Below are 26084 nucleotides of genomic sequence, written 5' to 3' on the forward strand. Positions count from 1 at the left end.
TTAGCTTTATATTAACTACATATATTAATATTTGTTTCGGGCTATGAATTAGCGCCATAATTTTACATCTTTACCCAATGTTCAGAGAAATACGAAACCGGTTTCTGCGATTCCTTGTTATTTTCATATACTTCGTTATCATCTTTTTTTGCTCCATCGAGCTTAACTTCCTTTGGCTATCAGGGTACTCTCCTGACATGCAGGACATTAAAAACCCGGTTTTGTCCGTAGGATCAGAAGTTTATACTGCCGATGGCAAATTAATAGGCCAGTATTATAAAGAAAACCGCTCTCCTGTTGATCTTAAACACATCTCTCCCAACCTTGTAAATGCGCTTGTCTCCACCGAAGACGTAAGGTTTTACAGTCATGGTGGTGTCGATTTTTACTCCTTTTTTACAAGCTTGCTTTCTACTGCAAAAGGCGACCGTCGTGGGGCAAGTACCATTACCCAGCAGTTGGCCAAAAACCTGTTTGAAACCCGCAAACGTAAATCAGAAGGGTTTATAAAACATGTGCCGTTCATACGCACTATTGTTTATAAATGTAAAGAGTGGCTTACCGCTTTTAAAATTGAGCACGTTTATAGCAAACAGGAAATTCTTACACTATATTTTAACACCGTGCCGTTTGGCAATAACTCATACGGTATTAAAACGGCCACTTTAAAGTACTTTAATAAACAGCCCGACCAGGTTAACCCGGCCGAAGCCGCTTTATTAATTGGAATGCTGAAAGCTACATCGAGCTACAACCCCATTCGTAACCCCGAACGGGCTACAGACCGCCGCAATACCGTTTTAAGCCAGATGCAAAAGTATGGGTACATTACTAAAGATCAGTTTACGGCAAGTACACAATCGCCCATAAAACTCGATTTAAGTTATGTAGAGGAGGATTCGCACGGCGACTCTTACCTTCGCCGCGCAGTTGAAAAATGGCTTGATAAATGGTGTAAAGAAAATGGATATGACCTGTACGAAGACGGGTTGAAGATTTATACCACCATAGATTCGCGGATGCAGCAATATGCCGAAGAGGCCGTTGCCGAAAAAATGAAAATGCTGCAAAAGCGTTTTTACAATCTATGGGGCAATAAAAACCCATGGCGCGATTCGAAGGGTGTCGAAATAAAAGATTTCATCTTAAAAAATGAACAAAAACTCCCCATTTACAAATTGCTGGATAAAAAATTTGGCGGTGATACCGTTAAGATTGGCGAGTACTTTAAAACTAAAAAACGGATGACCGTTTTTACCTGGCATGGCGAACAAGATACCACATTTTCGACCATTGACTCCATTAAATACTACGCCAAACTGTTAAATACCGGCATGATGACGCTTGAACCATCAACCGGTAAAATAAAGGTTTGGATTGGCGGCATCGACCATCGTTTTTTCAACTACGATCACGTAAACCAATCAAGGAGGCAGGCAGGATCTACGTTTAAACCATTTGCTTACTTAACGGCGCTTGATAACGGCTATACCCCCTGCGATAAGTTCACAGACCAGCCGGTAACTATAAAATATAAAGACAACGGCAAAGACGAAGTATGGCAGCCTAATAATGCCGATTTTCATTTTTCGTACCAGGAAATGTCGCTAAGGTGGGCTATGGGTAAATCGGTAAACTCCATTACCGCGCAGCTTACCGAAAAAGTTGGATGGGATAAAATTGTACAGTACGCGCACAAATGCGGTATCGAAAGCCCTTTAAAATCGGTTCCATCGGTATCATTGGGTTCCAATGATGTTTCGGTTTATGAAATGGTGCGGGCTTATAGCACCTTTCTGAATAAGGGCCAAAAGATAGACCCTTTACTGGTAACTAAAATAACAGACCAACAGGGTAATGTAATTGACGAATTTGAGTTGAAACAAGAAAAAGTATTGAGCGAAGAGACCGCCTGGTTAATGCTTTACATGTTCCGTGGTGGTATGGAAGAACCGGGTGGCACCTCGCAGGCCTTGTGGGAGTACCCTGGCCTTTGGAAAAAGGACAACCAGATTGGCGGAAAAACCGGCACATCATCAGATTATGTTGACGGCTGGTATATGGGGATCACCAAAGATTTGGTTACCGGTGTATGGGTTGGCGCCGATGACCGCAGCGTACACTTTACATCGTCCGAAACCGGCGAAGGATCGCACACGGCATTGCCCATTTTTGGCCGCTTTATGGAGAAGGTTTATGCCGATCCGAAACTGGGATATACTTATGGTTCTTTCCCAAAACCGTGGAGCAAGATCACTAAAAGTTACAATTGTCCGTCGCCGCATATTGCCGCCGATACCACGGAGGTAGATAGCACAAGCAACCCAATTGATACTACCAACGTTATACCAACGCCAACTACTGCACCCGAAAATCCTGAAACAACGCCTGCTAATCAAAAATAAAGGCATTTTAGGGTAAAAATATGCATGTACAAGTTTTAAATATCAGTCGGCAGGGGCCCACAGCCTGCCGATTATTCATTAAATTAGCCGTATTCTATTTAGTTTGAATTATGAATAAAACCTACTCATTGTTAAACAATACTAAAAAGTTCAGCCTTATATTGATGTGCCTTATCGGCTCGATGCTTATCAGCAATAGCGCCAGGGCACAATATTTCGGTCAAAATAAAGTACGGTACAAAAACCTCAAGTTTAAAGTTTATAAAACACCACATTTCGAAATCTACTATTACATCAAAAATGATAGTATGATCAAACGCTTTGCCCAGGAAAGCGAATTGTGGTACACCTTGCATCAACAGGTTTTTAAGGATACCTTTAAAACAGCCAACCCCATTATTTTATATGCCAATCATCCCGATTTTCAGCAAACCACAGCCATCGATGGCGAAATTGGTGTGGGTACAGGTGGTATTACCGAAGGTTTAAAAAACCGGGTAGTAATGCCGGTAATGGAAACAAACCAAATGACACGCCACGTAATAGGGCACGAATTGGTGCACGCTTTTCAGTACCACGCCCTGTTAGGCGGAAATCAGAATGAGAATTTTGAGAACATCAATAATATCCCCTTATGGATGATAGAAGGTATGGCCGAATATCTTTCCTTGGGAAAAAAAGATGCTTACACCGCTATGTGGATGCGCGATGCCTATCTTAACCATGATATCCCCACCGTTCGCGATCTTACAGAAAGTAACAAGTATTTCCCTTACCGCTACGGAGAAGCCTTTTGGTCGTTTTTAGGATCGACTTATGGCGATACTGTGATTGTGCCCTTCTTCAAAAATACCGCCCGCTATGGCCTTGCTTATGGCATCAGGCGTACTTTTGGGTACGACGATAAGACACTATCCCGCCTGTGGAAAAACTCGATAGAAAGTACTTATAAGCCATTTTTAAAGGATACAGTACAAAAACCTGTTGGTTTAAAACTGGTAGATAAAGACAATGGTGGCGATCTTGTGGTAGCCCCGGCGGTAAGCCCCGATGGTAAATACCTGGCATTTCTATCTGCCAAAAGTTTGTTCAGTATCGACCTTTACCTGGCCGATGCCCGCACGGGTAAAATTTTACGAAAGCTGACCAGCAAGGTATCCAACACACATATAGATGAGTTTAACTTCATCGAATCGGCCGGCGCCTGGTCGCCGGATAGCAAGCGGTTTGCGTTCAGCGTGTTTAGCAAAGGGCGTAACCGTATGGAAGTTGTTGACATCAACAATGGGCGCATCCTTGATGATGTATCAATGGAACAGGCAGAGCAGTTTAGTAACTTATCCTGGTCGCCCAATGGTAAGGATATTGTTTTTACCGGCCTTGTTGAAGGACAAAGCGACCTGTACTCCTATAATTTCGATACAAAGAAGATTACGCAGCTCACCAACGATAAGTATACCGATTACCAGCCAACCTATTCAAGGGATGGCAAAAAGGTTCTATTTTCAAGTGACCGCTCCACTTACGACCAATCATTAGAGCAGGCTATCACCTTTAACCTGGCCGAACTTGACCTGGCCACCGGCAAAGTGACCGATATAAAAATATTTAACGGGGCCAACAATTTAAACCCGCAATACTCGGCCGATGGAACTCAAATTTATTTCCTGTCCAACCGGGATGGCTTCCGCAATATGTACCGATACACCATCAGCACAGGCCAGGTTGAACAAATGACCGACCTGTTTACAGGAATCTGCGGTATAACTGAGTTTTCGCCGGCATTAAGTATCTCTGCTAATGATGATGTGGTTTACTCCTATTATCGGGCACAAAAATACGCCTTGTACAATGCCAAAGCGTCAGCGTTTAAACCAATTACTTTACAGCCCCAGGCTGTAGATTTCGGCGCTGCTATGCTGCCCCCTCCACGCGCCGTGGGCGTCGATCTGATCAATTCAAACCTGAACAACTTCCTGGCCTACCGTAAAATACCAACCGATTCTGTAAAAGAAATCCCGTATCGCCCTAAGTTTAAGCTTGATTACCTGGCCGGCAGCGGTGTTGGCATCGGCGTAAGCAGTTTTTACGGTACCAGCCTGTCAAGTGGTATCCAGGGTGTGTTCAGCGATATATTGGGCCGTAACCAAATATTCGCTGCAGCATCCGTCAACGGGCAAATTTACGATTCCGGCGCTGCCGTAACATACGTAAACCAAACCGGCAGGTGGAATTTGGGTACAGGAATATCACATATTCCCTACCTTTTTGGTTTACAAACGGAAACCTTCCCAACACAAAATGTAGGCGGCAAAAATGTAAAAGTATTATCGCAGAATACGGATATTATCCGCAATTTTGAAGATGCCGCCAGGGTATTTACCTCCTATCCTATCAATAAAACAAACCGTTTTGAAGTAAGCGCCGGTGCCTCTTATAACTCTTATCGTGTTGACCGGTATAGCGATACCTATAAAATTGATACATTAACCGACGCCAATAACAATACCACGTTAAACTACACCTATCTCAACTCGGATAAAAAGAAAATTGCTAATGCCGAAGAAAGCGCCCTGCTTAATTATAATTTAAAATCATACGCGCTTTTCCAACTGTCGACAGCCCTGGTTGGCGACAACTCCTTTTTTGGGGTGACCGCTCCTTTGAATGGTTTTAGGTACCGATTAGAAGCCGGTTACAATTTTGGCACCTACAAATTCTTCTCTCCAACTATCGATCTTCGTAAATACGTACGTGTTGAGCCGGTTACATTTGCAGCCCGCTTTTATGGCTACGGCCGCTTTGGCGATTCAAACGGCATTTATCCCTTATTTATAGGTTATCCCTTTTACATCAGGGGCTATGAAGGGCAAACCTTTTACAATAACAATAGCAAATCATCAAACGGCTTTAATATCGACCAATTATCGGGTAGCCGGATGGCCGTATTCAATTTTGAAACACGCCTGCCCTTTACCGGACCCGAAAAGCTGGCACAAATCAAATCTAAATTCCTGTTTACCGATCTGAACTTGTTTTTTGACGCAGGCCTGGCCTGGAATGCCGGCGAGCATATCTATTTCCAGAAAAACCCTCCGGTTTTAAGCCGGACAGCTGTTGTTGACGAGAATGGTGTACAGCAGGTTGATGGCAACGGAAACCCTGTATTTAATACAACTTACGGCCGGGTACCTGCTTTAAGCGCCGGTATTTCTTTGAGAGTAAATGTTTTTGGGGCCTTTGTACTGGAGCCTTACCTGGCCATTCCTTTTAACCGCACTGATGTTAAAAAACCGGTGTTTGGGCTGGGCTTTACACCAGGATGGTAATGAGGTTTGCATATTAAACGAACGTATAGTTAACCAGGCAAATACCATTTAAACATTTGAAAACGTGCACATTACCTTGGATAATTTGTTGTTCATGTCGATATTGCGTATTTTTGTTCAATAACTTGATGAAGAAAAATGTATTTTGATGACTTTAAAAAGTTTCCAGGTGCCACGCTGAATCCCAAATTATTATGGGAATATAACCTTAATAATTTTGACTACAATAACATGCGCGATGTTGTGGTACAGCGGGTAGTTGAGCGTGGATGGCCAAATGATTGGTATTTTATTTTGAATTTATATGGGTTTGATGGTGTTAAGCTGGCTATTAAGAACCTGCCCTTCCTTAATGATAAAGACATGAACTTTGTAAGCCATCAGTTCGGCATCCCCTTAACTTCGATGAAATGCTACGAAAAGAAACAGTCAGTGAACCAACACTGGCACTCCTAAAAACATTAATGTATGACGATGCCCTGAAAGATTTTTTTCTTGTTGGTGGCACAGCACTTGCTTTGCAGATAGGCCACCGCATTAGCATTGATCTCGATTTATTTGCGATTGTTTCTTTTGATGAAAATATGATGCTCTCGTTTTTGGAAAATCAGTATGGCTTTCAATTAGATTATCAATCAAAAAATACCTTAAAAGGAGAAATTGAAGGGGTAAAAGTAGATCTCATTACCCATAATTATCCACTAACAAAACCGCTATTACTGGTTGATGGAGTGCGTATGGCTACACCTAATGATATTGCTGCCATGAAACTTAACGCAATTGTTGGCAACGGAACGAGGCTAAAGGACTTCATAGACATCGCTTATCTTTCGTCGACACTTACGCTCTCAGAAATGATAAACGCCTATCAGGAAAAATACAGTTCAAGGAATCCCGCTATGGTAATAAAAGCGTTAGACTATCACCATGATATCAATTTTAAGGAACAGATAGAAATGAAAGGAGGCAGCTACAATTGGAAAGATATTGAAAAACGACTAAACCAAATGACTTTAAACCCAGGAAAGTTATTTATTGAACCAGTGAGTAAAAGAAAATAGGGGTTAGAAGCAATAGATCAAGCCTGCAAGCTAATTATCTGTTTTTATTTGAGGTTGACTTAAAAAACCTAAATTAGCAAAAACAGTTAACTGTTTGATTGTTATACCTGTAACCAACCCACTATGAAAAATTGGATATTGCTTGCTGCTTTGTTCTTATTAGGTTCCACATTATTTGCACAAACAAAGGCTGTAAACCCCAAAACTATTGGCCCGCTAAAAGTTGCGGCGGGCGATGGTATGTTACCGGCAAACGACATTGTTAAAAATTTGGCATTATCTAAGGACTTGTCTGTGTTTTATAACTTTCTTAAAACCGCCAACCTTGCACTAACTTTCCAAAGCCGCGGACCTATTACCATATTTGTCCCTGTGAATGGTGCCTTTCAGAATTTACCTGCAGGAAGGCTCGATTCGTTAATGAAACCATCGCATATTTGGGAACTTACCAGTATTTTGAGTTACCACGCTATAGCCGGTTGGTTTAAAGCGAAAGATATTGAAAAACAGATTAATAAGAGTAAAGGTGCAGCTACATTTACTACCCTGGCGGGCTATAAACTGAAAGCAAAGATTGATGCAAACCGTAATATTGTTTTGATTGATGAAAATGGAGGAGAATGCATTATTAGCCGTTTTGATATTGAGCAAAATAACGGCATGTTACATCTGGTAAACAAGGTACTGCTACCTAAGGCAAAAGTTATATAAATTGTATTATGAGATGACAAACCACCTAAACTGCAATTTCGTATTTAACTATATTTAGTTGTAAGGATAAATCCAACCTCACGACTAACAGGGCAAAATCATAGTTCAAAAAAAACGAAATGAATAAGGTAATGAAAAAATCAATTTTTGCAATAGCTATAATAAGCGTTATAACAGCTTTTGGCTGCCAGAGTAGCAACGGCCAGGCAAAACGTAAACTCAGTAAACCAGCTACGGAGTGGAAAAAAACACTTACGCCCAACCAATACTACATTATGGTTGAAAGCGGCACCGAACCTCCTTTTAAAAACGAATACTGGAACAACCACGAAAAGGGTGTTTATGTAAGCGCTGCCACAGGCGAGGTATTATTCAGTTCTGAGGATAAATTTGATAGCGGCACAGGGTGGCCAAGCTTTGTAAAAGCCGTCGACCCCAAAAAAGTTGCTATTGTTACCGATAACAGTTACGGCATGAGCCGCGATGAAGTTATCGAAAAAAGCACTGGCCTGCACCTTGGTCACGTTTTTGACGATGGCCCTGCCGACCGCGGCGGCAAACGTTTTTGCATGAATTCGGGTGCTTTAAAATTTATTAAAAAGTAATAGCCCGCCTGTTGGCGTTTACCGATGGGCGCAGTTGCGGCCTGGTATGTATTCCGCTTTCATATTTTAAACCAATGGTCAGATCTACCCAATCAGGGTTAACCGGTCTGATCATTTTTTCTTTTTGGGGCCTTGTATAGGTGCTTACAGTTTTAAAGCGTTCCATCGCCTGCTCTTCGGTATTAATCTCTTCAAAATACACTAAACGGTTCAGCTGCTGTGCGCTATCAAAAAACAAAGTTGGCATATCGCTGTAAAACTGCAGCGTTTTTACCAGGTCTGAGCATAAGCCTACGTGAAGGTTTTTCCTGTTTCTGTCGGTGATGATATATACAAAACGTTTCATTTTTTGATAAAAAATTTGGTGAACGAATAAATATTACTAACTTTATGAGCATAAAATTACTAATAAATTTAGCAAATGCAAATTTTATGTCAATAATTTCACAAAATATTAAGTTCCTTCGCAAAAAGAAGGGAATTACCCAACAGCAATTCGCTGATGAAGTAGGTATAAAACGCTCACTGGTAGGTGCTTACGAAGAAGAGCGGGCTGAGCCGAAATATGAATTACTAAAACAATTAGCAATTTACTTTGACATTAGTATTGATGATTTTATTAATGAAACCATTAATGAAAAGTGGGCGCCAAAACCAAAAGGTAACCCGGCAAACCTGCGCGTGCTAAGTATTTCTGTTGATAAAGAGGATAACGAAAACATTGAAATGGTGCCACTTAAGGCCAGCGCCGGGTATTTAAACGGCTACGCCGACCCGGAATATGTGGCCAAGCTGCCTAAGTTTTATTTGCCGATGTTTAAGCAGGGCACCTACCGTGCTTTTGAAATAAAAGGCGATTCGATGCTGCCTATAGTATCAGGTGATATCATCATTGCCGAATACCTTGAAAACTGGGCCGATGTAAAACCCGGCGAAACTTACGTGGTAATATCAAAGGATGATGGCGTTGTATATAAAAGGATAGGTAACAAATTCAAAGACAATAAAAAGCTAAAGCTGATATCAGACAACCCGGTATATGAGCCGTATGAAATAAACGGCGAGGACGTACTGGAAATCTGGAAGGCAAAAGGCTATATATCAACCCAGTTACCGCAACCTACACCCGAGCCAACCATGGAAAGCCTTACCAATATGATGGCCCAGATGCAGCGTTCGATATCAAACTTACAGCAAAGCAACAATTAAGTTACAACAGCTTTCTTAAACCTTTACGTTATATCTTTATCTTAAGATTAAAAACGTAAATAAATTAAAAGAGCTATGAAAAAATTTCTGTTGATGTGCTGTTTCCTGATGGGGATTGCAGCTGTAAGCCATGCACAAGGTGGCGGTATGAGAAAGAGCCCCGAAGACCGGGCTAAAGACTTACAGACACAGTTAAAATTAACTGACGACCAAACCGCCAAAGTTACGGCCATTTATAAAGAACAGGCAGTAAAAATGGATAGCGTACGTACTGCAGCCAATGGCGACAGGGATGCCATGCGCAGTGCCATGATGCCTATGAGAAAAGCGACCAACGATAAAGTGAAAGCTATTTTAACACCTGACCAGGCTACCGCATTTGACAAAATGCAGAAGGATATGATGGATAGGATGAGGCAAGGTGGCGGCGGAGGAGGCTCCCAAAACTAATTCAATATAATACTACAAAATAAGCGGCGATGAGCCGCTTTTTTTATTTTTGCACAGTAAAGCAAAAGCTCAGCGTTAGATACACTCTATTAAAGCACCCTATAAATTGACATCAGCCAGCGAACACCTGAAAAAAAAACTTGACGAGAGAAAGGAGGCCGGTATACACCGCAGCCTGAAACCAGAAAACAGCCTTGTCGATTTTTGTTCAAACGATTACCTCGGTTTTGCCCGGTCGACAGTGTTAAAAGAAGATGTTAAAGCCGAATTCGATAGTCATCCATTGAGCTTAAACGGCTCAACCGGATCAAGGCTGCTTTCAGGAAACTCACGATATGCCGAAGACCTGGAGCAGGAAATTGCTGCATTTCATGGATTTGAAGCCGGTTTACTATTTAACTCAGGTTATGACGCCAACCTCGGCCTGCTCTCGTCCCTGGCGCAACGCGGCGACACTATTATTCTTGATGAATTAATACATGCCTCGGCCATCGACGGTGCGCGGCTAAGTAACGCCAACCGGTATAGCTTCAAACATAACAGTATTGAAAGCCTGGAGGCCAAATTAAAGGTATCAAAAGGCAATTGCTATGTGGTTGTTGAAAGTATATACTCCATGGACGGCGATTCGGCCCCAATAAAAGATATCGCCGATATAACAGAAAAGTACGGTGTGCATTTAATTGTTGATGAAGCACATGCAGTTGGCTTGTACAAAAAAGGCTTAACAAACCAACTTGGCCTCCAAAATCGGATATTCGCCACCGTTGTCACTTTTGGTAAGGCACTTGGTTGTCATGGGGCGATTGTGCTGGGCAGCAAGATGCTCAAGGAATACCTCATCAACTTTGCCCGGCCATTTATTTACAGTACGGCCCCCTCATTTCATCACTTAGCTTCGATAAAGATGGCTTATCAGCTATTAAATAATGTTGAAAAGGAAATTATCGACCTAAAAAACAACATCGCATATTTTAAAAACCATACCAACGTCAATAGTGATTACCCTTTGTTGCAAAGCGATAGCGCTATCCAATGCGTTATTTTAAAAACCAATGACAAAGCGCGGCTGATAGCAAACACCTTACAGTCAGCCGGTTTAGATGTACGGCCCATTTTAAGCCCTACCGTTGCGACCGGAACAGAACGTATAAGAATATGCCTGCATAGTTTTAATACCTTAAATGAATTAGCTTTGCTGTGCAATACAGTAAATAATTTTATTAATGCCCGCTAAACAACCCATTTTTATTACCGGCATTGGCACCGGTATTGGCAAAACTATAATATCGGCAATTGTTACCGAAAAATTAAAAGCCGATTATTGGAAACCTATACAATCCGGCGATTTGGATAATAGCGATACTATGAAAGTGCAAAAGCTGGTTTCTAATCCTGACACAAAATTTCATCCCGAAGCGTATCGCTTAACACAGCCATTTTCACCTCATAAATCAGCCGCAATTGATAAGGTTACTATCGAAATGGAAAATATCCTGTTACCTAAAACAGATAACCAGTTGGTGATTGAAGGGGCGGGTGGCTTGATGGTGCCGTTGAACGACAATTTTTTAATGATCGACTTGATTAAACAGCTTAATCCAAAAGTGGTCCTGGTATCGCAACATTACCTTGGCAGTATTAACCATACCCTGCTATCCATACACGCGCTTAAAAAATACAACATAGAGGTTATGGGTATAATATTTAACGGGGCCAAGGATATTTATTCAAAAAGCTATATTCTAAATTATTCCGATGTGCCGGAATTGGGCACCATACCCACTTTTGAGAATCTAACCAGGAAGGCAATTACAGATGCCTGCGCTCTTATTAGCTTATAATAAGCCGGCCAGGTTTTGCAAAACCAATAATTTGAATCAATTTAGTAATTGTATAAACTGATAAATGATGAAAAACATAACCGTTATTGGATCCGGAACTATGGGTAACGGCATAGCCCACACCTTTGCGCAATATGGTTTTGAGGTAGCGCTGGTTGACATCAATGCCGATGCACTGGCAAAAGCCGTACAAACAATTACCAATAATCTTGACAGGCAACTAAAAAAAGGCAGTATTGATGAGAAAGGTAAAACAACTACCCTAAGCCGGATCAAAACGTATACCGATCTGAAAGAGGGGGCTGCAACCGCCGATTTAGTTATTGAAGCCGCTACCGAAAACCGGGAAATTAAAATCAAGCTATTTAAACAACTAAGTGAAATTTGTTCGGACGATGTTATTCTCGCCTCCAACACATCATCTATATCAATAACCGAAATTGCGGCTGCTACCAAAAATCCAGGCAATGTAATTGGCATGCATTTTATGAACCCGGTACCGCTAATGAAGCTGGTAGAAGTAATCAGAGGTTATTCAACATCTGATTCGGTTACGCAAACCATTATGCAACTGGCCCGAACACTGGATAAAAACCCTGTTGAAGTAAACGACTACCCCGGTTTTGTTGCCAACCGCATTTTAATGCCAATGATTAACGAAGCCATTTATACCCTATATGAAGGTGTGGCCGGAGTAACAGAAATTGATACCGTTATGAAATTGGGCATGGCACACCCCATGGGTCCGCTACAGTTGGCCGATTTTATTGGGTTGGATGTTTGCCTGGCCATTTTAAAAGTACTGTACGATGGCTTCGGCAATCAAAAATATGCCCCTTGCCCCCTGCTGGTAAACATGGTTACAGCCGGCCACCGCGGCATAAAAACCGGAAGTGGATTTTATAAATATACAGCGGGCAGTAAAGAGTTGGTAGTAGCAAACAAGTTCACCAAATCCTCATTAAACCAATAATATCTGAAACTGTCAAACATCTGTAAGTAACTATTAAACATTTTACAGATGAAAACAATTGCGAAAACCGGATTGGTATTAGCCTTATCAGCATCATTATTTACATCCTGCGCAGCAGATTACTATGTGGCCGAACGCCCTGCCGAACCTGTATATGTACGCCCGGCAGCACCCTATCCGGGCGCCTATTGGGTACCTGGCGAATGGGCCTGGCGGGGCGGCAGCTATGTTTATGTAAACGGGTACTACGCAAGGCCGCGTGCCAATCGTGTTTACGTACAAGGCTACTGGCATCCCGTTCGCCATGGCTATGCATGGCACAGGGGTTATTGGAGGTAAGCGAAGCCCCCTAACCCCCTAAAGGGGGAACAATAGTTTTAAAAGCAAAACGCATAGTCATTTGATTGATTATGCGTTTTGCTTTTAAATTCTCCTTCCAGGGGCCGGAGCCTCTACATTCTCTCCGGTACATCTATTCCTAACAAAGCCATTCCTTTGCTGATTACTTTGGCCGACGAAGCGGATAGTTCCAATCTAAATTGTTTCAGCACCTCGTTTTCTGCCTGTAGTATCGATTTTTCGTGGTAAAACTTATTGTAAGTTTTGGCCAATTCATAAACATAGTTTGCAATAATTGCAGGGCTATAGCCATTGGCGGCATCTGTTATTACCGTTGGGAATTGGGTTAATAGTACAATCAGGTCGCGCTCTACCCCTTCAATTTCAGATATTGATACCTGATTCGCCCGCTGATAATTTGCTTTATTTAAAACCGATTTGATACGGGCGTGGGTATATTGAATAAACGGCCCGGTATGTCCCTCAAACTCTACCGATTCATTAGGATCAAATAACAAGCGTTTTTTAGGATCGACCTTCAGCAGGAAATATTTTAGCGCGCCCATGCCTATAGTATGGTATAGTTGCAGCTTATATTCGTTGCTAAAACCATCCACTTTGCCCATGGCCTCGGTTTTTTGTTTAGCTGTAGCATTCATCTCGGCTATCAGGTTATCTGCATCAACAACTGTTCCTTCACGCGATTTCAGTTTGCCGGAAGGTAAATCAACCATACCATACGACAGGTGGAACAGCCCATCAGCTCCGGCTTTGCCCAATTTGTTCAGGATCAGGAAAAGTACTTTAAAGTGATAATCCTGTTCGTTACCCACCACATAAATGGATTTACTCATGTGGAAGTCGTTATATTTTAATTGGGCCGTACCTAAATCCTGGGTTATGTAAACCGACGTTCCGTCTCCGCGTAAAACCAGTTTTTCATCCAGCCCGTCGGCAGTCAGGTCTATCCAAACCGAACCATCCTGTTTTTTAAAGAAAACTCTTTTTTCCAGGCCCTCATCAATAATATCTTTACCTAACAAATAGGTGTTCGATTCGTAGTAATACTTATCAAAATCAACACCCAGTTGCTTATACGTTTCGGCAAAGCCGACGTAAACCCAGCCATTCATGGTTCTCCAAAGATCGAGAACTTCGGCATCCCCGGCTTCCCATTTCTGGAGCATCTGCTGAGTTTCAACCATCAGCGAGGTAACATTTTTTGCTATTTCTTTAATCTTATCTTCCTCGGCGCCAATTTTGTCTGTTAACTCAGCAATAAGTTTGGTTTCAGTTTCGGATGTAGCGTATTTCTTTGCTTTTAGTTTATCGATACTGGTAAGCAGCGCCTGTATTTTTTCTCTTTGGTTATCATTAAATGGCGTTAGATCGTTTTCCTCGTAAACCCGTTCCAGGATCGGCACTAATTGTTTTCTTAGTTCCTTATCAAACAGCACATAATATTTACCCACCAAATGATCGCCTTTCAGGCCGGATGACTCAGGTGTTTCGCCATTGCCAAACATTTGCCATGCCAGCATAGATTTACAAATGTGGATTCCACGATCGTTCACCAGGTTCGCCTTCACAACGTCGTAGCCGGCAGCTGCCAGAATTTGCGCTACCGAAAAGCCTAAAAGGTTATTGCGGATATGGCCCAGGTGCAACGGCTTATTGGTATTTGGCGATGAATATTCCACCATTACCTTTTGCCCATTAGGCTTAGCAACAGCAAAATCATCAGGTAATATCTGGTTATATAGCTGGCCAATCCAATATTCGTCACTTAACGAAATATTTAAAAAACCTTTAACCACGTTGAAAGCGGCAACCTCTTTTAACTCATTTTTAAGGTAGTCGCCAATTTCGGTACCGGTTTGTTCGGGGCCTTTTCGGGAAAATTTGGTGAACGGAAATGTGACTATGGTAATTTGTCCCTCAAATTCTTTACGGGTTTCCTGTAAGCTTATAGCGACCGGGGCTACATCTGTTTGGTACAAATGTTTAATGGCTTTAACGGCCGCTTCAATAATAAAATCCATGCGGCAAAATTAATTAAATTGGGGATATGGGATGTAATAAATTTGAGCCGATTAGGAAACGCTTACAAAGCAGCAAGCTTTTTCTTTTTCCATTTAACAAAAGCGGATAAATCCTTAAGCTCAATTAATCCGAAATCTTCCGGCTTACCCGGCGGCATTCCGTTAATTTCAATATAATCTATATCTAAAGCAAATACCTTCTCGCCTAAGACTGTATCGAGTATTTTATAAACAGCTGACTTCAACCATTTGCTATCGCTAACTAACTGGTAGTTCGGCAGGCAAATTCTTAGGCCTATTGATTTTGGCTCCTTGGTGTTATTCAGAGGTAAAAACCACATTTCAAGCGGCTTCAATTCCACATCTTCGAAAATGCTGGTATATTCCAAATCGCGCGGCGGCATAAACGCAGTAAATGACCAGCCTTCCATTTCGGGAGCATCGTCAATTAACTCTTCTACCTTGCTAAAATAATCAACATTCCCTTCAGCGGTCACTACAAACTCCTGCTCTTCGCCGTATAGTCCGCCAATATCAAAAAACAGCTGATCGCAATATTGGTGTAAAGCGTATAATACGGCATCAAACAACTCTTCCTTTTCATCATCAGTAATACCAGGTCTGTTTAAGTCAGCCAATTGTTTGCTACCCTCCTTAAACCAATTCCAGAATCTTGTTATTTCTTGTGACATAGTTTTATATCCAAACCTATTAAATATTCTCATTCAACTTAGCAAGCATGGTCACAATTTTCTTTTGACTAATCATTTTCTAAGTTATTTTCTGATAGATTTGTGTTCCATCATTCCGATTTATGACAGTTAAAAACTCCGATTTTAAAATAGATGTAACCTCCGAAATTGGTACCCTGCGTACCCTGCTCATTCACAGCCCCGATAGCGGCCTTGGTAAAGTTGTGCCTTCCAAAGCACAGGATTGGCTTTTTGAAGACATTGTACACCTGGATACCATGCGCCGTAACGAGTATGATTATTATGTGAAACTATTACTCTATTTTTTAGATCCGGATAAAATAAAGGGCAAACTGCAACAGGTAGAAAGCGACTACGAACGTGAGTTTTTCAAGCCCGATAATACCAATTTTCATGCCTCAAACAACGTTATCGAGATACAAACCCTGCTGGCCGATATTTTACAACAGCCGGATATCCGTAAAAAACTGGTGGCTTCTGTTTGTGCCATCGAAAGTTGTAATTACCGGTTGCAGCAACAATTAATAGATACAGACCCTGTTGAGCTGGCCAAGATCTTCATTTCGGGTTCATTAAATGATGACGAAATGATCTTCGCCCCTATTCCCAACCTTATTTTTTCGCGCGATTTGGGAATAGCGATAAACAACCACATGCTGCTGAATAAGCCTGCCAAAAAAGCCCGTTTTCGCGAAACTTTGCTGATGCGGTATATATTTTTTAACCACCCGTTGTTTGCATCCTATCAGAATAACATATTAGAGATTCCGGAAACAGCGCAGCATTTTTTGCGCCCCGGCGAGGATAACCAGGAAAAAACCACCCTGGAAGGTGGCGATGTAATGATGGTGAGCCCGCAGCATTTGCTGATTGGTTGCAGCGAGCGCACCTCTATCAGCGGCGCCAATGAGGCTATTAAACTACTGTTTGATAACGATGTGGTAAAAAAGGTAACCATTGTAAAAATACCGCACAAGCGCGACTATATGCACATTGATACCGTATTTACCCAGGTAAAGCGCAATACCTGGGTGTTACTGCGCTCCTTGGCTGTCGCCGAAACGCCGCTGGAAGAACAGGAGCCTATGGCTTGGTTTGCCGATAAAAAATCAAAGGACAAGACCGAGATTGTACAGTTCAGGAAGGACAAGAAACCCAAAGTGTTCAATTGCCTTGAAGACTTATTATCCAGCATTAGCGAAAAAGACTTGCAAAGCGAAGATAAAACCCGGTTCATCTATTCGGGTAACAACATATTCCCGTTTGACTCGCGCGAGCAGTGGACAGATTCATGCAACCTACTGGCCTTAAAAGAAGGCGTAGTTTTAGGGTATGACCGTAACGACAAAACCGTTGAAGCATTTAAACAAAGCGGCTTTGATGTAATAAAGGTGAACGACCTGCTGCAAAAATTTGAATCGGGCGAACTTGATCCAAAGACTTTAACAGACACGTTAATTTTAATGCCATCGGCCGAACTTTCCCGTGCCCGTGGCGGTTTTCATTGTATGAGTATGCCTTTATTACGTGATAAAGTGATTTAATTGTCTGAACCTGGATTAAGCGGATTTATCAGATTATTGGATTTGATTTGCAACATGCCAAACAGGAAAAAAATCCTGTAATTCCTTTAATCCGCTTAATCCCGGTTCAGATAAAAAACTAATGACTAATAAAAATGAACCAATCAACATCAAACATATTAATGATCCGCCCGGTAAGTTTCGGCTTTAATGAGCAAACTGCCGAAAGTAATGCGTTCCAAAATCGTGATGCCGACCAGCAAGCTGTGCAGGATAAAGCTTTGGCCGAGTTTGATCATTTTGTAAAAACTTTAGAGCACGCAGGTGTTCAGGTAACCGTGGTAAACGACACACCACAGCCCCATACGCCCGATTCTATTTTTCCGAATAACTGGGTATCATTTCATGCTGATGGTACAATTTTCCTTTACCCCATGCAGGCCGAAAACCGCAGGCTGGAACGCCGGGAAGATATTATAACCGGATTGGAAGATAAATTTAAAGTCGGTCATATTATTGACCTGAGCCGTTTTGAGGCTGATGACCGCTTTTTAGAAGGTACAGGCAGTATGGTGCTGGACAGGGAAAACAAAATTGTATATGCTTGCTTATCACCACGGACTGATAAACAAGTGTTGGATTTGTTTTGCGAGCAGGCCAGCTACAAAGCCATCAGCTTTGACGCGGCCGATGAGCATGGCAAAGCCATTTATCATACCAATGTATTGATGTGCGTGGGCAGCAAATTCGCGGTTATTTGCGCGGATAGCATCCCTAATCCTCACGAGCGTATAGTTGTTTTAGAATCTCTTAAATCAACTCAAAAAGAGGTTATCACCATCAGCTTTGAGCAGATGAATCGTTTTGCAGGCAATATGCTCGAGGTAAAGAATAATAAAGGCGAAACTTTAATTGTAATGTCGAAAAACGCTTATGAGGCCTTACACAATATACAACGGGCCAATTTAGAAAAGTATGGAAAAATAATTTACGCTGATATAAATACTATTGAAACCAATGGCGGCGGTAGTGCCAGATGCATGATGGCTGAGGTGCATTTGCCCGGAATTTAGCAAGACTATTTATAGCTAATAAGCGTACACCGTTCATGTCCGGCTGATAAAAAACATCAATGATAGTTTCACAATTCGATATTTAATGTTAATATTTGTTTAATATTTTCTGAATCAAGCTGTTCGCTTTTCGCATTACAGCAAGTCTGCCGTAGTTATTTAGATATAAATTGACTCTTAAATAAATTTAATTTTGTTTAAGAGTTAAGTATTAAATTTTTATTTGCTCATTTAATCAATAACCGGCAGTGTCAACCCTGTATAACACCAAATCTGCTTTAGCCCCGGGGGCTACCGACCCGACACATTCAAAGTTATTAATCTCAAATATTGAATGTTATGCTATTTTTATGGCAGATGCCAACGGGTATATCCTGAACTGGAACCAGGGAGCCACAAATATTACCGGTTACCAGGCTGAGGAGGTTATTGGCAGGCATATTTCAATTTTTTACACCGACGATGACCGCCAAAAAGGCCACCCCCGCGAAAACCTTGACGAGGCGCTAAAAAGCAACACATATAACGCCGAAAGATGGAGGGTAAAAAAAAACGGATGTTTGTTTTTGGCAAGCACCACATTTACCGCCCTTTATCACGACAAAAGCCAACTGGTGGGTTTTGCCATTGTAATCCATGAAATTAATGGTTGTGAACAAAATGAAGACGCCAAAATACCGGCAAACGTCAGCATAGAAAGCCAGGTAAAAGCTTATAACCAGAAACAACATCTGTCGACCGAGCGACGTTTTCGCAAACTAATTGAAAACAGCTATGATGGTATTTCATTGTTTGATAAAAATTTAAATGTTTTTTACCGAAGCCGCTCGGCCCAGCGTATTAACGGATGGAATAATGCCGAAAGATTTATTCAGGACATAGATTCGCTGGTACACCCGGATGATTTGGCCATGGTAAAAGCGGTATTTGCCAATGTAATAGCAAAGCCTAAACGGCCACTGATAGTCACTCATCGTTCCAAACATAAATTGGGTCATTACATTTGGGTAGAGTGTCTTTTAACCAACAAACTTAACGATGTTGATATAAATGCCATTGTATGTAATTTCAGGGACGTAACCGAACGAATAAATACCGAATTACAACTCAGAGATAAAAACAAACAGATTGAAAACATACTGCAAAGTATAACAGATGGTTTTATTGCACTTGATAAAAACTTTTGCTACACATTTGCCAATAATAAAATAGGCGAAATGGTGGGTCGTTCGCCTGCATCACTTATTGGCAAAAATGTGTGGGAGGTTTTTCCTGACGCAGTAAACTCGGCTACTTACAATGCCATGTACAAAGCGGTAAATGAGCAGCATTACATATGCAATGAGGATTATTACCCGCCATTACACCTTTGGCAGGAAAATCATATTTATCCGCACCCGGATGGACTATCCGTTTTTATAAGAGATATAACCGAACGCAAACAAGCCGAAATAGCATTGCTTGAGTCCGAATCAAACCTGCGGTCGATATTTGAAAATACCGACCGGGCCATTACTTTATTTGATCTGAACGGCACTATTTGCTCTTTTAACCAAAATGCTAACGCCCTGGCGTTAAACTACTTTAATAGGCCGATGGAAATTGGGCTTACTGCGTTTGATTATAGTGCAGAAAAACGAAGGCCACAAATAACTGCTATTCTGCAACAGATAAAACAGCAATCGCCCATATGTTATGAAATATCATACCCGCTGCCCGATGATACGATACAATGGTATGATGTAAGGTGGGATAGCGTAACGAATCAGAAAAATGAACCTACAGGAATAATCCTGACGCTGAAAAATATATCCGAAAAAAAACAATACGAACTGGAGCGCGACCGGGTTACTGCCGACCTTGTTCAGCGGAATAAAGACCTGGAACAATTTACTTACATCATATCGCATAACCTGAGGGCGCCAGTGGCAAACATTAAAGGGCTGGCAGATATAGTGTACAATATACTTACCAATGAGGGGAATGAAGGGCAGCAGGTTATTGTAGCGTTATCAAAATCAGTAAATAACCTGGATAATGTGATCATCGACCTTAACCACATCCTTGAGGTAAGCAGCGCATCAAACGATATGCTTGTAGCAGTATCTTTGCCTATGCTCGTAGAAGATATCAAATCAGAAGCGCGCCTGCTTATGATAAACAACAACGCCCAGATACACTATAATTTCGGCGATATAACCGAGATAAGTATTATTAAAAGTTACCTGTATAGCATTTTCCAAAACCTGATTATCAACAGCATTAAATATCGTAAGCCCACAGTCGATCCTGTTATTTACATCAATGGCTCCGCAAGCCAAAACACGATAATCATTTCATTTACCGACAATGGCAAGGGTATCGATCTGGACAGTAACGGCCAAAAACTGTTTGGCCTATACAAACGTTTTGATACCAGCGTAGAAGGTAAGGGCATGGGCCTATATATGGTAAAAATGCAGGTTGAACGGCTTGGCGGAACCATCAGCGTGCAAAGCCGGTTAAACGAGGGCACGGTATTTACCCTGGAGTTGCCCTTTACCCGGCCTTAATCAGTTGCCGGTGCTGTTTAACGGTTATAACAACTCAAAAAATACATCCTTGTATTATAAAGCCCATATCATACCTGGCTATTAACAACTTATGCCCTAAATATTTTTTTATTACCAGCATTAAGTTTACAATTTATTAATACTGCCCCACCTACACAAACAAATTACATTCAAACCATAAATTTTATCCCAACAAATAGCCAATTATTCCGTTTTAAAATCACATTTTTGCCCCAAATTTTTTAAGGATGCAGAGTTACCAGGAATTTCTTGATTTAAGTGTTGGCTTCCCGCAAGATGGTTTTGAGATCATCGACGACGAACTATACTTTCAGGACCTTAATTTAATGGAGATGATTGAAACGTATGGTACCCCCCTACGCTTTACTTATCTGCCCCAGATCTCAAAAAAGATCCAGCAGGCCAAGCTGTTGTTTCAGCAGGCTATTATCAAAAACAACTATCGCGGTAGCTATAAATATTGTTATTGTACCAAAAGCTCACATTTTAAGCACATTGTTGAAGAGGCGCTTAAAAACGAGATCCACCTGGAAACCTCATCGGCTTTTGATATGCCAATGATTGATGCCCTGGAGAAAAAAGGTGCTGTTAATAAAGATATTACCGTAATATGTAATGGTTTTAAAACCTTCCAATACAAAACGTATATTATTGATATGCTGCATGATGGCTTTAAAAACATCATCCCGGTGTTGGATAATAAGGAAGAGTTTAACCTTTACGACGATGAAATTGAGATGGATACCCCATGTAACCTGGGCATTCGTATAGCGGCCGAAGAGCAGCCCGATTCTCAGTTTTATACTTCCCGCTTAGGGGTGCGTATGGAGGATATCATTGATTTTTACCACAACAAAATTGAAGATAACCCTAACTTCCAGGTTAAATTATTGCACTTCTTCATCAACTCTGGTATTTCGGATACCCCTTATTATTGGAACGAGCTGGAGAAATACGTAACGCTTTATTGCAAATTCAAAAAAATCAATCCGCACCTGGATACGCTTGATATTGGCGGCGGGATGCCGTTTAAAGATTCGCTGGTGTTTGATTTTGATTACGAGTACATGATTAACGAGATTGTGAGCCGTATTAAGGAGATCTGCGCCGAGCATGACACTATGGAACCCGATATTATTACCGAATTTGGTAAATATACCGTTGCCGAAGCATCGGGCATTCTGTATAAAGTATTGGGCCGTAAACAACAAAACGACCGTGAGCGCTGGTTGATGCTGGATGGTTCATTCATCACCAACCTGCCCGACGTTTGGGCGCTTAACCAAAAATACATCCTGTTACCTGTAAACAACTGGGATAGCGAATACGAGCGCGTAAACCTTGGCGGCATCACCTGCGACGGCCAGGACTATTACAACCAGGAAGCGCACATGAACAGCGTATTTATGCCAAAAACCCGTAAGGTACAATACCTGGGCTTTTTTAATACCGGCGCCTACCAGGAAGTACTAAGCGGCTACGGCGGTATCCACCACTGTTTATTACCATCACCAAAACACGTCATCATCCGCCGCAACCGCGACGAGACATTCAACTTTGAAGTATTTGGCGAAGAGCAAAACAGCAAACAGGTATTGAAGATACTGGGCTATACCACTTAAGCAGTTGGCAGTTTTGAGTTAGCAGTTTGCAGCAAAATATTTAGCGATGGGGTTTACTCATCGCTTTTTTGTTTCTGAACCGGGATTAAACAGATTTCTCGGATTATGCAGGATTTTGTCCGCATGAAAATAGATCATTTTCAAATCTTCAAATTTTCAAATCCTCAAATAATCCCATCATCTGCACATCTGTAATCTAAAATCTGCACATCTACCCTACTTCCCCGACGCTACTCCCCAATAACAACTATTGCGTATCTTTTTGAGTAACTCTGGTGTAATGCTGGATACGGCATGCTCCAGCTTGTTTTGGTTATTGATGAGGTACATGGTGCCATTTACATTATTATACACATAGGAGCATAGCACTTTATCTTCACCATCTTCTATTTTTTTAACATCAACACGCACAGCATTGGTTTTGTTGCTCGTATCTGGCCTTAGGGCCGGGTCGGCAGCTTTTACCCAGTTAACCGTGTAGTTAATATCTTGTGGCGATAGGCTGGCGGTGTTGGCCTTAAAGCTTTTGCTTTCCTGTATTACCTGCAGCAGGCATTTTACACAGGGATCGCTGGCGGTGGCTATTCCGTATTTCTTTTGGGGATTATTCAGTACGCTATCCTTTTTCCCATTTACCTGGACTGTGCTTTTTGAACTATCCGCCGATACCGCCTGTGGTTTAGCCTTTTGCTGATTGCAGGCACTTATTAATATCGTTGTAAGTATTGTTAAAAAAACGACGTTTAACTTATTGAGTATCATAATTTACTTTATAATGGTGGTGTAATATATACAGCCTATTATGCATTTTGTGTTAATTTATTATAAATACAACAACGGTAATTTGTTCAAAAACGTGGCTATCTAAATTTAAACCTTGTTTTTATTGCAATTAATGGACAGATGAAGACAGATTTTCTGTAAAAAATCCTTAAAATTGTCAGATTTAATTCCAGCCTGCTTCAATCAGCTATCGGGGGTTAAATAAGCATAACAATTTTGCAAAAACCGGGTTATACCTGGTGTAATTAATTTCAAAATACCTCTTGCAGGGTATCATACTAAGATGGCTAACAGCGATAAAGTTTCGGGAACAACGGTTGATGTGGTTTTAATAGGCGCGGGTATTATGAGCGCTACTTTGGGAGTAATGCTAAAAGAATTGCAGCCCGACTTAACTATCGAAATTTTTGAGCGCCTGGATGTCATCGCTTCAGAAAGTTCGGCCCCCATGAATAATGCGGGTACGGGTCACTCCGCTTTCTGCGAACTAAACTACACAACCGAATTGCCGGACGGTACCGTAGAAATAAAAAAAGCCATCAAAATTGCCGAACAATTCGAGATAAGCAAAGAATTCTGGACTTATCTTATCGATAAAAAATATATCCCATCGTCCGAAAGCTTTATCCGCAAAGTGCCACACATGAGCTTTGTTTGGGGAGCCGATAATGTAAATTACCTGAAGAAACGCCAGCAGGCCCTCACTAAACATCACTTTTTTAAAGGGATGGAATACTCTGAAGATAAAGCACAGATTAAAAAATGGATTCCGCTGGTAATGGAAGGTCGCGATGAAAATGAGACGGTAGCTGCTACATTTATGGATATTGGTACCGATGTGAATTTTGGTAGCCTTACCAGTAGCTTAATTGATAACCTGAAGCAAAAACCGGGTGTTAACGTAAGCCTTAACCACGATGTTACCGGTCTTAAACGCAATAACGATGGCAGTTGGCTTGTTACTGTAAAAGATAAAACAAGCGGTACAAAAAGAAAGCTGACCAGCAAATTTGTATTTGTTGGCGCCGGAGGCGGCGCTTTGCCATTATTACAAAAATCGGGCATTAAAGAGAGTAAAGGTTTTGGCGGTTTCCCTGTGAGCGGGCAATGGCTGGTTTGTACTAATCCCGATGTAATTAAACGTCACGAAGCTAAAGTTTATGGTAAAGCATCGGTAGGTTCGCCGCCCATGTCGGTACCGCACCTGGATACCCGGATGATTGATGGTAAACGTGAATTACTGTTTGGCCCGTACGCTGGTTTCTCAACCCGCTTTTTAAAGAAAGGGTCTTTACTCGATCTGTTTTGCTCAATAAAACCCAACAACATATTACCGCTGCTTGCCGTAGGCCGCGATAACTGGCCGCTAACCAAATATTTGATCAGCCAGGTAATGCAATCGCCCACCGACAGGCTTAAGGCCCTACAGGAGTACCTGCCAACCGCCAAAGCCGAAGACTGGACATTGGACATAGCCGGCCAGCGCGTACAGGTGATTAAGAAGGACGCCAAACACACCGGTGTACTGGAATTTGGCACCGAGGTAGTAACATCGGCAGATGGCAGTATTTCGGCCCTGTTAGGCGCGTCGCCGGGTGCTTCCACATCGGTACCTATTATGGTACAGCTGATTGAACGTTGCTTTAAAACGCACGTTAAAACCACCGAATGGCAGGAAAAGCTAAAACAGATGATCCCATCATACGGACAATCATTATCAAATAATGAGGCTTTGAGCGTTGCTACGCGCGAGCGGACCAGTAAAGTTTTGGGGCTGGATTAACGGCCATCCAGAGTAAAACTTAAAGGCACTGAATATTGACAACCAACAGGTATACCACCTTTGTGGGCGGGTGTCCATATTGGCGATAGCTTCATAACACGTATCGCTTCTTTATCAAGGCTTTTACCGGCACTTTTCAAAACTTCAATATCGGTCAGGCTTCCATCATTCTCTACACAAAAGGTTAATATAACTCTACCCTGTTCCCCATCCTGGCGGGCATCGGCAGGATAACGTACGGTGTGTATCAGAAATTGCATAAACCCATCCGTGCCTCCTTTAAATTCTGGAATGTTATCTGCATAGGTAAAGGGATACTGGTGCCCTTTATTATCGTAGCAAGCTGCTGATGTTATAACACCGCGGTTGTAATTGCGAACGAAGTAAACAGAATCGCTTAATATACCCTTCCACTCCCCTTTTTCATATCCACCATCCACATCGCCCTGTTCTGCAATCGATTTGAAGTCACTGCTGTATTTTATCCATGTACCACTACCGTTATCGGCCAAAGCCTTCCCGGTGGAATCATTACAAGTAACTAATTTTAATTTGCCTTGTTCATACGTTCCAGAAAGGTATATTTTTCCGTTTGGATACATTTCAATCATATCGCCATCTAGTTTGCCATGTTTATAATTACAGATAATTTTCTTCTTCCCATTCGGATAAAACTCTATAGCGCTGCCTTGTAAATTAACAAATGCCGATCCTGAGTTTGATGTGGCTACCATTTTTTTTCTTCCATCAAGGTAAAAATCAGCCACGGGAAAAAGGGTTTTGTCTACACTGCTATCTGGCGACATTACAGTACGTACAAATTGAGCGCTATCCTTGGTGCTTACCGGTACGCCCGTTACCGGTTCAGCGTCAAAATAAGGATTGCGCATGTACACAAAGATGGTATCGCGCTGGGCTTTTGCCTGGCCAATACAGGATGTAATTATTAAAACAGACAAGTAAAGTACTTTGCTCATAAATGCAATAACTATTTTAAACTTAGAGATGATTGTTTAGGTGCTATATTAATTATCATAAGCAAACAG

The 26084-nt window shown here is 41.6% G+C and carries 22 protein-coding genes; 17 read left to right on the forward strand and 5 right to left on the reverse strand.

Going from position 1 to position 26084, the window contains the following annotated elements; translation table 11 throughout:
* The first annotated feature begins 77 nt into the window (after positions 1-77).
* The 6 genes from AC1RM2_RS33430 (at position 78) to msrB (ending at position 8111) form a co-directional block, all read left to right on the forward strand.
* On the forward strand, positions 78-2405 hold the full coding sequence (locus AC1RM2_RS33430) for a penicillin-binding protein 1A (protein ID WP_492989463.1): 2328 nt from the start codon (positions 78-80) through the stop codon (positions 2403-2405).
* Positions 2406-2515: 110 nt separating this feature from the next.
* Positions 2516-5734, forward strand: coding sequence for a tolB protein precursor (locus AC1RM2_RS33435; RefSeq protein WP_492989464.1), 3219 nt, complete (start codon positions 2516-2518; stop codon positions 5732-5734).
* 138 nt (positions 5735-5872) lie between these two features.
* Positions 5873-6190 (forward strand): DUF6922 domain-containing protein, encoded by a 318-nt coding sequence (locus AC1RM2_RS33440; RefSeq protein ID WP_492989465.1) that lies wholly within the window; start codon positions 5873-5875, stop codon positions 6188-6190.
* Entirely contained in the window at positions 6145-6795 is a 651-nt protein-coding gene (locus AC1RM2_RS33445) for a nucleotidyl transferase AbiEii/AbiGii toxin family protein (protein ID WP_492989466.1), read from the forward strand. Before AC1RM2_RS33440 ends, AC1RM2_RS33445 begins: the two co-directional genes overlap by 46 nt.
* Before the next feature lie 123 nt (positions 6796-6918).
* On the forward strand, positions 6919-7506 hold the full coding sequence (locus tag AC1RM2_RS33450) for a fasciclin domain-containing protein (RefSeq protein WP_492989467.1): 588 nt from the start codon (positions 6919-6921) through the stop codon (positions 7504-7506).
* 131 nt (positions 7507-7637) lie between these two features.
* Positions 7638-8111 (forward strand): peptide-methionine (R)-S-oxide reductase MsrB, encoded by a 474-nt coding sequence (msrB, locus tag AC1RM2_RS33455; protein ID WP_492989468.1) that lies wholly within the window; start codon positions 7638-7640, stop codon positions 8109-8111.
* Here the strand turns inward: msrB and AC1RM2_RS33460 are convergent.
* On the reverse strand, positions 8101-8457 hold the full coding sequence (locus tag AC1RM2_RS33460; protein WP_492989469.1) for a GIY-YIG nuclease family protein: 357 nt from the start codon (positions 8455-8457) through the stop codon (positions 8101-8103). The genes msrB and AC1RM2_RS33460 overlap by 11 nt on opposite strands.
* Before the next feature lie 86 nt (positions 8458-8543).
* Here AC1RM2_RS33460 and AC1RM2_RS33465 point away from each other — a divergent pair, with 86 nt between their 5' ends.
* The 6 genes from AC1RM2_RS33465 (at position 8544) to AC1RM2_RS33490 (ending at position 12926) form a co-directional block, all read left to right on the forward strand.
* Positions 8544-9320: an XRE family transcriptional regulator gene (locus AC1RM2_RS33465; protein WP_090651060.1), complete on the forward strand. Its 777-nt coding sequence runs from the start codon at positions 8544-8546 to the stop codon at positions 9318-9320.
* Between the two features lie 75 nt (positions 9321-9395).
* Complete coding sequence (locus AC1RM2_RS33470; RefSeq protein WP_492989470.1) at positions 9396-9770, forward strand: DUF4890 domain-containing protein; 375 nt, start codon at positions 9396-9398, stop codon at positions 9768-9770.
* Between the two features lie 106 nt (positions 9771-9876).
* Positions 9877-11007, forward strand: a complete 1131-nt coding sequence (locus AC1RM2_RS33475; protein WP_492989471.1) for an aminotransferase class I/II-fold pyridoxal phosphate-dependent enzyme — start codon at positions 9877-9879, stop codon at positions 11005-11007.
* Positions 10997-11614, forward strand: coding sequence for a dethiobiotin synthase (bioD, locus tag AC1RM2_RS33480; RefSeq protein WP_492989472.1), 618 nt, complete (start codon positions 10997-10999; stop codon positions 11612-11614). Before AC1RM2_RS33475 ends, bioD begins: the two co-directional genes overlap by 11 nt.
* A gap of 64 nt (positions 11615-11678) precedes the next feature.
* Positions 11679-12587 (forward strand): 3-hydroxyacyl-CoA dehydrogenase family protein, encoded by a 909-nt coding sequence (locus tag AC1RM2_RS33485; RefSeq protein ID WP_492989473.1) that lies wholly within the window; start codon positions 11679-11681, stop codon positions 12585-12587.
* Positions 12588-12635: 48 nt separating this feature from the next.
* Complete coding sequence (locus tag AC1RM2_RS33490; RefSeq protein ID WP_477361711.1) at positions 12636-12926, forward strand: hypothetical protein; 291 nt, start codon at positions 12636-12638, stop codon at positions 12924-12926.
* Between the two features lie 113 nt (positions 12927-13039).
* Here AC1RM2_RS33490 and argS read toward each other — a convergent pair whose 3' ends face one another.
* Positions 13040-14968, reverse strand: coding sequence for an arginine--tRNA ligase (gene argS / locus AC1RM2_RS33495; RefSeq protein ID WP_492989474.1), 1929 nt, complete (start codon positions 14966-14968; stop codon positions 13040-13042).
* A gap of 62 nt (positions 14969-15030) precedes the next feature.
* Entirely contained in the window at positions 15031-15660 is a 630-nt protein-coding gene (locus tag AC1RM2_RS33500; RefSeq protein ID WP_492989475.1) for a hypothetical protein, read from the reverse strand.
* Positions 15661-15782: 122 nt separating this feature from the next.
* On the opposite strand from AC1RM2_RS33500, the gene AC1RM2_RS33505 reads away from it, so the two are divergent.
* From AC1RM2_RS33505 to AC1RM2_RS33520, 4 genes are all read left to right on the forward strand, one after another.
* Positions 15783-17225, forward strand: coding sequence for an arginine deiminase family protein (locus tag AC1RM2_RS33505; protein WP_492989476.1), 1443 nt, complete (start codon positions 15783-15785; stop codon positions 17223-17225).
* Between the two features lie 134 nt (positions 17226-17359).
* The gene (ctlX, locus tag AC1RM2_RS33510; protein ID WP_492989477.1) at positions 17360-18277 is read left to right on the forward strand and encodes a citrulline utilization hydrolase CtlX; all 918 of its coding nucleotides are present in this window, start codon (positions 17360-17362) and stop codon (positions 18275-18277) included.
* A 350-nt stretch (positions 18278-18627) separates the two neighbouring features.
* Entirely contained in the window at positions 18628-20829 is a 2202-nt protein-coding gene (locus AC1RM2_RS33515) for a PAS domain S-box protein (RefSeq protein ID WP_492989478.1), read from the forward strand.
* A gap of 248 nt (positions 20830-21077) precedes the next feature.
* Entirely contained in the window at positions 21078-22472 is a 1395-nt protein-coding gene (locus AC1RM2_RS33520) for an arginine decarboxylase (RefSeq protein WP_090650569.1), read from the forward strand.
* Between the two features lie 216 nt (positions 22473-22688).
* Here AC1RM2_RS33520 and AC1RM2_RS33525 read toward each other — a convergent pair whose 3' ends face one another.
* Positions 22689-23234 (reverse strand): hypothetical protein, encoded by a 546-nt coding sequence (locus AC1RM2_RS33525; RefSeq protein WP_492989479.1) that lies wholly within the window; start codon positions 23232-23234, stop codon positions 22689-22691.
* A gap of 304 nt (positions 23235-23538) precedes the next feature.
* Here AC1RM2_RS33525 and AC1RM2_RS33530 point away from each other — a divergent pair, with 304 nt between their 5' ends.
* A complete protein-coding gene (locus AC1RM2_RS33530; protein WP_492989480.1) occupies positions 23539-25038 on the forward strand; it encodes a malate:quinone oxidoreductase in 1500 nt (499 codons plus the stop codon).
* Here the strand turns inward: AC1RM2_RS33530 and AC1RM2_RS33535 are convergent.
* On the reverse strand, positions 25035-26015 hold the full coding sequence (locus tag AC1RM2_RS33535; RefSeq protein ID WP_492989481.1) for a TonB family protein: 981 nt from the start codon (positions 26013-26015) through the stop codon (positions 25035-25037). The two genes, AC1RM2_RS33530 and AC1RM2_RS33535, sit on opposite strands and share 4 nt — an antisense overlap.
* Positions 26016-26084: the final 69 nt, after the last annotated feature.

This window comes from Mucilaginibacter sp. GW822-FHT03E02 (assembly GCF_058801545.1).

Coding starts and splice junctions, on each gene's coding strand:
- AC1RM2_RS33430 (WP_492989463.1), top strand. CDS start 78: ATGTTCAGAGAAATACGAAACCGGTTTCTGCGATTCCTTGTTATTTTC.
- AC1RM2_RS33435 (WP_492989464.1), top strand. CDS start 2,516: ATGAATAAAACCTACTCATTGTTAAACAATACTAAAAAGTTCAGCCTT.
- AC1RM2_RS33440 (WP_492989465.1), top strand. CDS start 5,873: ATGTATTTTGATGACTTTAAAAAGTTTCCAGGTGCCACGCTGAATCCC.
- AC1RM2_RS33445 (WP_492989466.1), top strand. CDS start 6,145: ATGCTACGAAAAGAAACAGTCAGTGAACCAACACTGGCACTCCTAAAA.
- AC1RM2_RS33450 (WP_492989467.1), top strand. CDS start 6,919: ATGAAAAATTGGATATTGCTTGCTGCTTTGTTCTTATTAGGTTCCACA.
- msrB (WP_492989468.1), top strand. CDS start 7,638: ATGAAAAAATCAATTTTTGCAATAGCTATAATAAGCGTTATAACAGCT.
- AC1RM2_RS33460 (WP_492989469.1), bottom strand. CDS start 8,457: ATGAAACGTTTTGTATATATCATCACCGACAGAAACAGGAAAAACCTT.
- AC1RM2_RS33465 (WP_090651060.1), top strand. CDS start 8,544: ATGTCAATAATTTCACAAAATATTAAGTTCCTTCGCAAAAAGAAGGGA.
- AC1RM2_RS33470 (WP_492989470.1), top strand. CDS start 9,396: ATGAAAAAATTTCTGTTGATGTGCTGTTTCCTGATGGGGATTGCAGCT.
- bioD (WP_492989472.1), top strand. CDS start 10,997: ATGCCCGCTAAACAACCCATTTTTATTACCGGCATTGGCACCGGTATT.
- AC1RM2_RS33485 (WP_492989473.1), top strand. CDS start 11,679: ATGATGAAAAACATAACCGTTATTGGATCCGGAACTATGGGTAACGGC.
- AC1RM2_RS33490 (WP_477361711.1), top strand. CDS start 12,636: ATGAAAACAATTGCGAAAACCGGATTGGTATTAGCCTTATCAGCATCA.
- argS (WP_492989474.1), bottom strand. CDS start 14,968: ATGGATTTTATTATTGAAGCGGCCGTTAAAGCCATTAAACATTTGTAC.
- AC1RM2_RS33500 (WP_492989475.1), bottom strand. CDS start 15,660: ATGTCACAAGAAATAACAAGATTCTGGAATTGGTTTAAGGAGGGTAGC.
- AC1RM2_RS33505 (WP_492989476.1), top strand. CDS start 15,783: ATGACAGTTAAAAACTCCGATTTTAAAATAGATGTAACCTCCGAAATT.
- ctlX (WP_492989477.1), top strand. CDS start 17,360: ATGAACCAATCAACATCAAACATATTAATGATCCGCCCGGTAAGTTTC.
- AC1RM2_RS33515 (WP_492989478.1), top strand. CDS start 18,628: ATGGCAGATGCCAACGGGTATATCCTGAACTGGAACCAGGGAGCCACA.
- AC1RM2_RS33520 (WP_090650569.1), top strand. CDS start 21,078: ATGCAGAGTTACCAGGAATTTCTTGATTTAAGTGTTGGCTTCCCGCAA.
- AC1RM2_RS33525 (WP_492989479.1), bottom strand. CDS start 23,234: ATGATACTCAATAAGTTAAACGTCGTTTTTTTAACAATACTTACAACG.
- AC1RM2_RS33530 (WP_492989480.1), top strand. CDS start 23,539: ATGGCTAACAGCGATAAAGTTTCGGGAACAACGGTTGATGTGGTTTTA.
- AC1RM2_RS33535 (WP_492989481.1), bottom strand. CDS start 26,015: ATGAGCAAAGTACTTTACTTGTCTGTTTTAATAATTACATCCTGTATT.